The organism is Roseicyclus sp., assembly GCF_965662675.1.
In the GTDB taxonomy this organism is placed as follows: Bacteria; Pseudomonadota; Alphaproteobacteria; order Rhodobacterales; family Rhodobacteraceae; genus Roseicyclus.
Map to the genome: position 1 here is coordinate 1 of NZ_CBFIIK010000100.1, position 10,402 is coordinate 10,402.

Below are 10,402 nucleotides of genomic sequence, written 5' to 3' on the forward strand. Positions count from 1 at the left end.
CGGCGTGCGACCGGGCGGTTTTTCATCCAGCACGCTCACATCCATATCGCCATATTGCGCAAGGCTGAGGGTGCGCGGGATGGGTGTGGCGGTCATGACCAGCACATCCGCCCCCTGCCCCTTTTGCCCCAGCTTGATCCGCTGGCGTACGCCGAAGCGATGCTGCTCATCGACGATGGCCAGCCTTAGATCGGCGAACGCCACATCCTCGACAAAGACCGCATGGGTGCCGACGAGAATTTGGATATCGCCGCGCTTGAGTGCGGCCAGTTTCGCGCGCCGTTCCGCGCCCTTGTCTTGCCCGGTCAGCATCTCGATCACCACGCCCGCCGCCTCGGCCAAGGGTTTGAGATTGGCGTAATGCTGGCCTGCGAGAATCGTGGTGGGGGCCATCATCACGCCCTGACCACCCGCCTCGACCGCGACGAGAAGCGCCATGAGCGCCACAAGTGTCTTGCCCGCCCCTACATCACCTTGCAAAAGCCGGTTCATCCGCGCCGGCGCGGCCATATCCGCCGCGATCTCGTCTATGGCGCGCATCTGCGCCCCGGTGGGTTTGAAAGGCAGGCTTTCCTGAACTTTTTGCCGCAAACGCCCATTGCCTTGCGTCACGCGCCCCTTGCCCCGCCTGGCCGAGGCCCGCGCCAAGGCAAGCGTCAGTTGATGGGCGAATAATTCGTCAAAGGCGAGGCGTTCGCGCGCAAGCGCGCTCGCCGCCAGATCATCGGGCCGTGTGGGCGCATGGGCCATCGCGACAGCCTCATCCCATGCAGGCCAGCCTTTTTGATCCAAAAGCGGAATATCGATCCATTCGCCCAAGATCGGCACATGTGCCAAGGCTGCCGCCATTGCACGGCGCAACCCCTTTTGTGTCAGGCCGGCGGCAAGGGGATAGATCGGCTCAAAGGCAGGGATCTCATCGGCCTCATCTAGGCCAAGGATGTGATCGGGATGGGGCATTTGCGCCACCCCGTCGAACAGCTCGACCTTGCCCGACACGATGCGCCGCGCGCCAGTGGGCAATAGACGCGACAGGTAGTCGGATTTGCCGTGGAAAAAAACCAATTGAAAGCTGGTCTTGGCATCTTCGACCTCGATCCGGTAGGGGCGGCCGCGGGTGCTGGGCGGGCGGTGGCGCCCGATCACCACCTCGACCGTGGCCATCCCCGGCAGTGCCACGTCGCGGATCGAGGCGGCCCTTGTGCGATCCACCCCACCCACCGGCAGGGTCAGGATCAGATCCTTGGGCGTTTCCACCCCCAGGCCCTTGTAATGCTTAGCAGTTTTCGGCCCAACCCCATCGAGCGTTTCCAGCCCAGCAAAGAGCGGCCAAAGATAATCAGGCCGACCCTTGGGGATGCGGACCTCAGCCATCACCACCCCCCGACAGGCCGTTGATCAGGGCAAGCCAGCCATCCTCGTCAATCGTCTCGACACCCAGCTCGGCCGCCTTCGTCGCCTTGGAGCCCGCGCCGGGGCCCGCGACCAAAAGGTCTGTCTTGGCCGAAACCGACCCCGCCACCTTGGCGCCAAGCGCCTCGGCGCGGGCCTTGGCCTCGGCGCGGGTCATCTTTTCGAGTGTGCCGGTGAAAACGACAATCTTGCCCGCCACCGGACTATCGACCCTGATGCGCAAGGCCGGGGCCTGAATATCGAGATGCGCCACAAGCCGATCGACCGAGGCGCGCTCGGCCCCTTGGCTGAGTGTCGTGGTCAGCGCCAGCGCCACCGCCTCACCGATCCCGTCGATGCCCGTGATCTCGGCCCAAGCAGGGCTTTCCGCCAAAAGCGCTTTGCGGGAGCGCGCGTCAGGGGCATGGGCGGCGGGTTCCGCCGCGGCCCGGTCGACGCAGTCAATCAAGCTCTGCCAACTGCCGAAATGACGCGCGAGGTCATTGGCCGCCACCTCGCCCACATGGCGGATGCCGAGCGCGAAGATGACCCGGCCAAGGCCAATGCGGCGGCGCTCATCTATGGCATCGAACAGATTCGCCGCGCTTTTCTCGCCCCATCCCTCACGGTTCTTGAGCTGCTGCAGGCCGTGACCGTATTTCGATTTGATTTCAAATATATCGGAGGGTTCATTGATCCAGCCATCGGTGTAGAATGTCTCGACCTGCTTGGCGCCCAACCCTTCGATGTCGAAAGCTGCGCGGCTGACGAAATGCTTGAGCTTTTCAACTGCCTGTGCGGGGCAAATCAGCCCGCCGGTGCAGCGGCGCACGGCATCGCCCTCTTCACGCAGCGCCTCGGACCCGCATTCGGGGCAATGGGTGGGAAAAACAAAGGGCTGCGCCGTATCGGGGCGTTTGGACAGATCGACATCGGCGATTTTGGGGATGACATCGCCGGCACGGTAAACCTGGACCCAATCGCCGACACGGATATCCTTGCCACCACGGATCTCGCCGCCGCGCGCGTCGCGCCCGGCGATGTAGTCCTCGTTATGCAAGGTCGCGTTCGACACCACGACGCCGCCCACCGTAACGGGTGCAAGGCGCGCCACGGGGCTCAGCGCGCCGGTGCGCCCGACTTGGATATCGATCGCCTCGAGCCGGGTCCACGCCAGTTCCGCGGGAAATTTATGCGCGATCGCCCAACGTGGCGTGGTCGAGCGCAGCCCGAGGCGCGCTTGCAAGCCAAGATCATCCACCTTGTAGACGACACCGTCGATGTCATAGCCAAGCGTCGCGCGCATCGCCTCGATCGCAGCGTAATGGTCCAGCATCGCGGCCAGATCATCGCAGCGCCGGGTCAAGGGGTTGATGGCGAAACCCATCGCCCCCAACCGCGCGATGGCGCCACTTTGGGTTTCGGCCAGCGGCGCAGAGAGTTGACCCCAGGCATAGGCGAAGAATTGCAACGGGCGCACACGGGTGATCTCGGCATCGAGTTGGCGCAGAGATCCCGCGGCGGCATTGCGCGGGTTGGCAAAGATCTTGCCCCCGCTTGCGGCTTGACGGTCATTGAGCGCTGCGAAATCGGCATGCGCCATATAGACCTCGCCGCGCACCTCCAAGATCGCGGGCGCATCGGAAAGCTGTTGCGGGATATCGGCGATGGTGCGCGCATTGGCGGTGACATTCTCGCCTGTCTCGCCGTCACCGCGCGTAGCCGCGCTGACCAACTGCCCATCCTCGTAGCGCAGCGAAAGCGAAAGCCCGTCGATCTTGGGCTCGGCGGTAAAGGCCAAGGGCACATCTTGCGCCAAACCCAGATACCTGCGGATCCCGGCCACGAAATCGGCGACATCGGTCGCATCGAAAGCATTGGCCAGCGACAACATCCGCTCGGCATGGGTGATCTTGGAGAACCCCTCGCCAAGCTGCGCGCCGATTTGTTCGCTGGGGCTATCCTTGCGTTTGAGATGGGGAAAGCGCGCCTCGATCGCGGCATTCTCGCGTCTGAGCGCGTCGAATTCAGCGTCCGAGATGATCGGGGCGTCGTTTTGGAAATAGGCAAGATTTGCAGCGGCGATCTTGCTGGCAAGCATGTCGAGGCGCGCGCGCGCCGCGGCCTCGTCCAAGCCCGTGATATCCGGGCTTGCCGTTGCTTTGCCGTTCTCGATCATGCCCAACCCCTACATGCCGCTTGTCTACGGTTTAGGGGGATGCGCGCGCGAATTCCAGAGCATGCGCGCCACGCGCGATCTTATCCATTCATCGCCATTTCGACCGCACCGCGCCCCGGCACCGGGTCACGCAGCACATAGCCGCGGCCCCAGACGGTCTCGATATAATTGGACCCGCCGGTCGCGACCGAGAGTTTCTTGCGCAGCTTGCAGATGAAGACATCGATGATCTTGAGTTCGGGCTCATCCATCCCGCCATAAAGATGGTTGAGAAACATCTCCTTCGTCAGCGTCGTTCCCTTGCGCAGGCTGAGAAGTTCCAACATCTGGTACTCCTTGCCCGTCAGATGCACGGTCTGGTGATCCACCTCGACGGTCTTGGCGTCGAGATTGACGGCGATCTTGCCCGTCTTGATGATGGATTGCGCATGCCCTTTGGAGCGGCGAATGATGGCGTGGATACGCGCCACCAATTCCTCGCGGTGAAACGGCTTGGTCAGGTAATCATCGGCGCCGAAGCCGAACCCTTTGAGCTTGCTTTCGGGGTCATCGAGCCCCGACAAGATCAAGATCGGTGTATCGACCCGCGCTGTGCGCAATTGGCGCAAGACATCATGCCCGTGAATATCGGGAAGGTTCAGGTCAAGCAAAATGATGTCGTAATCATAGAGCTTGGCAAGGTCGATCCCCTCTTCGCCGAGATCAGTCGCATAGACGTTGAGGTTTGCATGTCGCAACATCATTTCGATGCTACGCGATGTGGTGGGGTCGTCCTCGACAAGCAAAACACGCATCAATCCGCTCCGAATCTCTCAATGATGCCCTGAGAATCAGCGCGAAAGGTTAATTTGTTGTTACTCAAGTTTGCCAAAATTCTCGAAAGATAAAAGTCGATATTGCTGCAGCGCGGTGGCGCGAAGCGCCGCGATCCCGTGCTGCGCCACCGCAGCGCGCCAGCTTTCAAGCTCTTCTTGCGACAGAGACCAAAGGTTTATCGCCTCTTCTTCGGTGATCAAACCTGCATCCACCGCCGTCACGACCGCAGCCTTGCGGCTCGCGACCCAACGTCGCGTTCCGGCCGGGGGCAGATCGGCGCGTGTCATGCTGCGACCATCGGGCAGCCTTACCGTGTTCGGGCCCGGAATTTTACGAATATACATCAACTCTCCCATGTGCTTGGCGCGATTGCGCGTCAGCTTGCGCCGAATTTGCTTAATGCGACGTAAGCGGGGCGGTTGAGCTTTCGCTGGATTTTCCTATATTGCGGCAAGTCTTCTTTTCCTTGCCGATATGTCAGGATCGCCCATGGCGCTGGACCAGCCCGGGATGCTCAATTCGCTTGGCCTACCCAAGCCGCCATCGCAGACCCGCGTCGTCGTGGCCATGTCGGGCGGCGTCGATAGCTCGGTCGTGGCCGCCGTGCTGGCCGAACAAGGCTATGATGTCGTGGGTGTGACGCTACAGCTTTACGATCATGGTGCGGCACTTGCCAAAAAGGGCGCCTGCTGCGCGGGCCGCGATATTCATGATGCCCGCCGCGTGGCCGAGACCATGGGTTTTCCGCATTACGTGCTGGATTACGAAAATACCTTTCGCGCCGCCGTGATCGACGAGTTTGCCGATAGCTATCTGGCGGGTGCCACACCCGTGCCCTGCATCCGTTGCAATGAGCGGGTAAAGTTCAAGGATCTGTTGGAAACGGCCAAGGATCTCGATGCCGATTGCATGGCGACGGGCCATTACATCCAGCGCAAGATGGGTCCGCAAAAAGCCGAGTTGCATTGCGCCGCAGATGCTGCGCGCGATCAATCCTATTTCTTGTTCTCGACCACGCAAGCGCAGCTCGATTTCCTGCGCTTTCCCTTGGGCCATCTTGCCTCCAAGGCCGAGACACGGGCCTTGGCGGCGAAATATGGCTTGAGCGTCGCCGACAAGCCCGACAGCCAGGATATCTGTTTCGTGCCGAATGGCGACTATGCCGCCGTGATCGAAAAGCTGCGCCCCGGTGCCGCCGATCCGGGCCAGATCGTCGATATGGACGGCAATGTTCTGGGCGATCATCGTGGCGTGATTCATTACACGATCGGCCAGCGGCGCGGCCTTGGCATCGGCGGCTTAACCGATCCGCTTTACGTGGTGAAACTCGACCCCGATACCCGGCAAGTCGTCGTCGGACCCAAGGAGATGCTCTCGACCCGCATCGTGCCCTTGCGTGAGATCAACTGGTTGGGAGACGCGCCGCTGACATCGCGCGCGGAATGGGAGGTGGAGGTCAAGATCCGCTCCACCCGCCCGCCGCGCCCGGCAGTGATCCGGCCCCTGTCCGATCAGACGGCAACGGTCGAGCTGTTTACCCCTGAGGAAGGCGTCAGCCCCGGTCAGGCTTGTGTTTTCTACGATACCAAAGGCAGCCGTGTCTTGGGTGGCGGCTGGATTCACAAGGGCTGAGGGCTGCGAAGCTCTCGGATGCGCCTCGAGGCGAACCCGAAAGTCATCATCATGTTCTTGAGGAAAAGTGGCGCGGTTGACGGGGCTCGAACCCGCGACCCCCGGCGTGACAGGCCGGTACTCTAACCAACTGAGCTACAACCGCGCGTGAGGGTCGTTTAGGCAATCGCAAAAGCGGCGTCAATGGCATCGCAGCCGGTTTCGGCACAGAAATCGCCGAACGAATTCAAACTAGCACGAAACGCAGCGCACGGATGGGCCATGCGCAACGTCAGACAGTCTTGGGGGGGAAATGGCGCGGTTGACGGGGCTCGAACCCGCGACCCCCGGCGTGACAGGCCGGTACTCTAACCAACTGAGCTACAACCGCGTGACGGCTTGCCTATTGCCCCCCGCCTGCCCCGTCAAGCGCCATCGGGTGGCGGGCACGCTTTTTTCTAGGGGTGGCGCAAGGGCGGGCTGGCAGCCAAGACACGATCGCGCGCGCGTTCACGGGCAAAGACATAAAGCCCCGCCCCCGCGATCAAAACGATCCCGACCCAGACGACATGGCGCGGCACCTCGGCGAAGATCAGCCAGCCCCACAAAAGCGCCAAGGGCAGCGCCGCATATTCATAAGAGGCCACGACAGAGGCATTGCCGAGCTTGTAGGCCATGCCCATACAATACCCGATCGCCGCCGACATGACCCCGATCCCCGCAAAGACCCAGAGATCTTGCTGTTCGGGCCAAACCCATGCGCGCAAAAGGAAGATCGCCGACGGATGCGTCAGCCCTTCGGCGAAACGCCCATCGCCGGCCACGACAAAGAACAGCGCCGAGACCGTCAGGAATGTCAGCTGGATATAGAACGCCAAGCTTGAGGCGGCGGTGTAGGCGCCAAGCTTGCGGGTCAACACCTGCATCCCGGCATAGCAACACGCCGCCGCGACCGGCAACAAAAGGCTCGCCCGCCCGATATCGCCCCAATCCACACCCGGCGCCATCATCACCGCCACACCGACAAGCCCGATCAGCACCGCCGCGATCCGGTGCCGCCCCACCGTCTCGCCCAAGAGCGGAATGGCCAAGATGGTGATGAAAAGCGGCGCCACGAAGAACAGAGCCGTAGCCGCCCCAAGTGGCATCACGGCCAGCGCCGAGAAAAACAGCATGTTGGAAAACACCACCAGTACCGCCCGCAGCATGTGCAAGGCCGGGCGATCCGTACGCAACAGCGCCACGCCCCCCTCCATCTGGACAAGCACCAAGGTGATTGTCACACCGATCACAGAACGGACGAAAACCATCTGGTGCAGCGGGTATTCACCCGACAAAAGCTTGATCCCCACATCGTTGAGCGATCCGCACAGAACACCAAGCAAGATGAAGAGAATCGCACGCAATGAGGTGCTCATGGGCAGGGCTCGGCCCTCAATCGCGCGCATAACGCCTTGCCCGCGGGCCACGTGACCCGACAACTTTGGACCAACGCGCCAAGCATCTCATCGGCGAAGGCCGGGCCTTCGATACCGCCCCAATTGCGATAGATAGCGCGCGTGGGGTGATTGCCGCACAACACCTCGAGCCAAAGCGGGTCGTCCCCCGCAAGGTCGGCCACCGCAGCAATCAGCGCGCGTCCCGCCCCAACCCCGCGCGCATGGGCAGCGACATGAAGGCTGGAAAGATAAAGCCCCTCCGCCCCGCGCCGATCATGGGTCGCAAAGCCGATCACCCCGCCCTGCCGCCCCTCAAGGATCAGCGTCTTGTCCAAAATGCCCGAGCTGGCTGACCATAGCCGCGCCATGAGCGCATCAAGCGGCGCGCCCAATGCGCCTTCGGGCAAGAGCCCTGCATAATCGCGCCGCCAATTGCCCGCGTGCAGCGCGGCGATGGCGGGCAGATCGGCGATGGTGGCAGGGCGCAATTGCATGACCGCGACCCTGACGCGGAACGGGCGGCCCGGCAAGCGGTCTTGCAAAGAGAACGGCTGGTGGGTGGTGAGGGACTCGAACCCCCGACATCTTCGGTGTAAACGAAGCGCTCTACCAACTGAGCTAACCACCCAAAGCCCGCGCCTGATAGCCTGCGCATCGCGACAGGGCAAGACCCGCCAAGCGGATCCGAGGCAGAAGATCGGAAGAAAATGGTGGGTGATGAGGGATTTGAACCCCCGACATCTTCGATGTGAACGAAGCGCTCTACCACTGAGCTAATCACCCGCCGGGTGGAGGGTCTTTAGCTATCCTCGCCTGCGGCTGCAAGAGGGGTTTCTTTATCGCCGCCGCCTGCGCCCGCGTCATTTGCGCGTTTGAGCTTGATCGTCAGCACATCACCGCCCGCCCCTTCGGTATTGCGCCGCTTGATCGACAGTTTTCCCAAGGGCGGCAGGACCAACTCATCATTGGAATCGATCGCGCGGCCAAGTTCGTCGAGCAAGACATCGATCAAGGTCTTCGCATCAGTGCGCTTTACCGGGGCCTTTGCACAAACCGCATCCAGCAATGCCTGACGCTTGAAGCGGGTATCGGGCGCGGCCGCAACGGCGGGTTCCTTCGCCGCGTCAGGGGTTGTGTCTTGCTTCGGCGGTTCGACTGCGCGCAGATGCCCGCGCTGCGGCGCGGCGGCCGTGTCTTGTTTGATGGGCGCGACCGCGGGCGTTGTGCTGGCGGCTGCGCCGCGCGCCTTCGGTCCCGCGGCGGTTGCGCGCGCCTTTGTCGTTCTCGTTGATGTGCCGGATTTACTGCTTCGTGCCATTTACCATACTCCCGAAGGGCGCCGTTGTTCTGATCATGTCCGGCGCAAGACTGACTCGGGGATCAGTCTATCGAAAGATGTTCGTATTTACCATTGGCGCGCTACCCCAGCGGCGTGGCCTCCGTCATCCGCTGCTCAGTCCAAAGCGGCCAGCCCAGCAATTCGGACACGGTCACAAACCGATACCCCTGCGCCATCAGCACATCCAAAATGCGCGGCAGGTTGCGCACCGTCTCTTCCACGATGTCATGCGACAAGATCACCGCGCCGGGATCGGCATTGGCGATGATGTGATCGGAAATGTCCAAGCCACCGGGGCGGCGCCAATCTTGCGGATCGACCGACCATAGGATTGTCGGCAGACCGCGTGCCAGCCGAACCATACGGCTTTGGCGCAGGTCGAACTCTCCGTAAGGCGGGCGCATGAGGACCGGGCTGAACCCGGTGGCAGCCGCAACGGCAAGGGCCGCGCGGTCGATCTGATCGAGTATGGCGCTGTCGGACATCTGGCTCATATGCGGATGCGACCAGCTATGGTTGCCGATCTCGTGCCCCTCGCGGGCGATACGCGCCACCAGACCGGGCGCTTGCACGACACGGTTTCCGATCACGAAAAAACTTGCCTTGACCCGCCGGGAGGCAAGAATGTCCAATACGCGTGGCGTTCGGATAGCGTGCGGCCCATCATCGAAGGTCAGCGCCAGAACACGCTCATTTGTCCGTATTCGGCCGATTTGATCGACAAATTCGCCATTTTCCGCGACGTGAAAGGGGCGTTGGCGCAAGGCGGGCCGCTGGAGATCCTGACCAAAGGCCAAGCGCGGCCAAAGTGCCGTAGCCCCGAAACCCATGGCGCCTTGCAAAACGGCACGCCGTGTCTTGTTTTCGTTGTTCGGCATGTTGCGCCTCACCCCGCCCAAGTCACGAGGGGAAAGCAGTAAGGCAGCCATGTCAAAGACATTTTTTTCACGCGGTACCTGAAACATGAAAAACGCCGCGCATTCGGCGCGGCGTTTTCAGCACTGGCTGTGCCGGGTGATCAATGGGCGGTCGCGCCCTCACCACCCTTGTCGGTCAAGCGCGCAGCAGCGGCGGCGGCCTCGGCCTCTTCATCCCAATCGATCGCCTCGGGCTGACGCACCAAGGCATGCGACAACACCTCGGTCACATGGCTGACCGGAATGATATTGAGGCCCTGCTTCACATTATCGGGGATCTCGGGCAGGTCTTTTTCGTTCTCCGCCGGGATCATCACGGTCGTGATGCCCCCACGCAGCGCCGCCAGAAGCTTTTCCTTCAGCCCACCGATGGGCAGAACATTGCCTCGCAGCGTTACCTCGCCAGTCATGGCGATGTCGCGGCGCACCGGGATCTGGGTCAAGACCGACACGATGGATGTGACCATCGCGATGCCCGCGCTTGGCCCATCCTTGGGCGTCGCCCCCTCGGGCACATGGACATGGATATCCCAACTGTCCAGACGGGGCGGCTTGACGCCGATCCGGGGTGCGATGGAACGGACATAGCTTGCCGCCGCATCGATGGATTCCTTCATCACATCGCCCAGCTTGCCGGTGGTCTTCATCCGCCCCTTGCCCGCAAGGCGCAGCGCCTCGATCGACAACAAATCGCCGCCGACACTGGTCC

Annotated in this window: 10 protein-coding genes and 4 tRNA genes; 1 reads left to right on the forward strand and 13 read right to left on the reverse strand. The window is 62.1% G+C overall.

The genetic code is table 11. The annotated features are described in order from the left end of the window. The 4 genes from ACTG4J_RS12610 to sciP all read right to left on the reverse strand — a co-directional run. Positions 1-1,374 (reverse strand): ATP-dependent DNA helicase RecG (locus ACTG4J_RS12610; protein WP_439140022.1); only part of this gene is annotated, 1,374 nt, incomplete at its 3' end. Beyond that, the gene (ligA, locus tag ACTG4J_RS12615; RefSeq protein WP_439140024.1) at positions 1,367-3,571 is read right to left on the reverse strand and encodes an NAD-dependent DNA ligase LigA; all 2,205 of its coding nucleotides are present in this window, start codon (positions 3,569-3,571) and stop codon (positions 1,367-1,369) included. The genes ACTG4J_RS12610 and ligA, both read right to left, overlap by 8 nt. An 80-nt stretch (positions 3,572-3,651) precedes the next feature. Next, on the reverse strand, positions 3,652-4,365 hold the full coding sequence (gene ctrA / locus ACTG4J_RS12620; protein ID WP_439140026.1) for a response regulator transcription factor CtrA: 714 nt from the start codon (positions 4,363-4,365) through the stop codon (positions 3,652-3,654). 60 nt (positions 4,366-4,425) lie between these two features. Beyond that, positions 4,426-4,731 carry a CtrA inhibitor SciP gene (gene sciP, locus ACTG4J_RS12625; protein WP_439140028.1) on the reverse strand — a complete coding sequence of 102 codons (306 nt, stop codon included), beginning with the start codon at positions 4,729-4,731 and terminating at the stop codon, positions 4,426-4,428. 145 nt (positions 4,732-4,876) lie between these two features. Here sciP and mnmA point away from each other — a divergent pair, with 145 nt between their 5' ends. Beyond that, a complete protein-coding gene (mnmA, locus tag ACTG4J_RS12630; RefSeq protein ID WP_439140040.1) occupies positions 4,877-6,019 on the forward strand; it encodes a tRNA 2-thiouridine(34) synthase MnmA in 1,143 nt (380 codons plus the stop codon). A 68-nt stretch (positions 6,020-6,087) separates the two neighbouring features. On the opposite strand, the gene ACTG4J_RS12635 is transcribed toward mnmA, so the two are convergent. From ACTG4J_RS12635 to ACTG4J_RS12675, 9 genes are all read right to left on the reverse strand, one after another. Continuing rightward, a tRNA-Asp gene (locus ACTG4J_RS12635) sits at positions 6,088-6,164 on the reverse strand. Positions 6,165-6,312: 148 nt separating this feature from the next. Further along, positions 6,313-6,389: transfer RNA gene (locus tag ACTG4J_RS12640), tRNA-Asp, on the reverse strand. A 67-nt stretch (positions 6,390-6,456) separates the two neighbouring features. Further along, positions 6,457-7,416: a DMT family transporter gene (locus tag ACTG4J_RS12645; RefSeq protein WP_439140030.1), complete on the reverse strand. Its 960-nt coding sequence runs from the start codon at positions 7,414-7,416 to the stop codon at positions 6,457-6,459. Further along, positions 7,413-7,931 carry a GNAT family N-acetyltransferase gene (locus ACTG4J_RS12650; protein WP_439140032.1) on the reverse strand — a complete coding sequence of 173 codons (519 nt, stop codon included), beginning with the start codon at positions 7,929-7,931 and terminating at the stop codon, positions 7,413-7,415. Before ACTG4J_RS12650 ends, ACTG4J_RS12645 begins: the two co-directional genes overlap by 4 nt. A gap of 58 nt (positions 7,932-7,989) precedes the next feature. After that, a tRNA-Val gene (locus tag ACTG4J_RS12655) sits at positions 7,990-8,065 on the reverse strand. Positions 8,066-8,145: 80 nt separating this feature from the next. Then, positions 8,146-8,220: transfer RNA gene (locus ACTG4J_RS12660), tRNA-Val, on the reverse strand. 16 nt (positions 8,221-8,236) lie between these two features. Next, on the reverse strand, positions 8,237-8,755 hold the full coding sequence (locus tag ACTG4J_RS12665; RefSeq protein ID WP_439140034.1) for an HU family DNA-binding protein: 519 nt from the start codon (positions 8,753-8,755) through the stop codon (positions 8,237-8,239). A gap of 101 nt (positions 8,756-8,856) precedes the next feature. Further along, on the reverse strand, positions 8,857-9,654 hold the full coding sequence (locus ACTG4J_RS12670) for a polysaccharide deacetylase family protein (protein ID WP_439140036.1): 798 nt from the start codon (positions 9,652-9,654) through the stop codon (positions 8,857-8,859). A gap of 140 nt (positions 9,655-9,794) precedes the next feature. Then, positions 9,795-10,402 (reverse strand): S16 family serine protease (locus ACTG4J_RS12675; RefSeq protein WP_439140038.1); only part of this gene is annotated, 608 nt, incomplete at its 5' end.